Annotated in this window: 1 protein-coding gene; it reads right to left on the bottom strand. The window is 36.5% G+C overall.

The features are described from left to right. Positions 1-222, bottom strand: a 222-nt coding sequence (locus NG901_RS16940) for a catalase (protein ID WP_252217122.1), incomplete at both ends; no start/stop codon positions are given.

The raw sequence follows: 222 nt of genomic DNA, 5'->3' as shown, positions 1-222 counted from the left end.
GAATGAAGAATACCGGCAAATTATTTCCGACAAAATCATAATTCCCTTCTTCTGTATAAAACTTAACGGAGAAACCGCGTGGATCACGTAATGTTTCTGGAGAATGTTGCCCATGAATTACTGTTGAAAAACGAGCAAAAACCTCCGTTTCCGTTCCTTCTTCTTGCAAAAATTTAGCCATTGTATATTTTTTCATGCTTTTCTTAGTGACAAATTTCCCGT

Origin of the sequence: Clostridium sp. CMCC3677, from assembly GCF_023845585.1 — a bacterium.
Lineage (GTDB): Bacteria > Bacillota > Clostridia > Clostridiales > Clostridiaceae > Clostridium > Clostridium aquiflavi.
The sequence above is the reverse complement of the archived record's forward strand: the minus strand, read 5'-3'. Positions and strand labels throughout refer to the sequence as shown.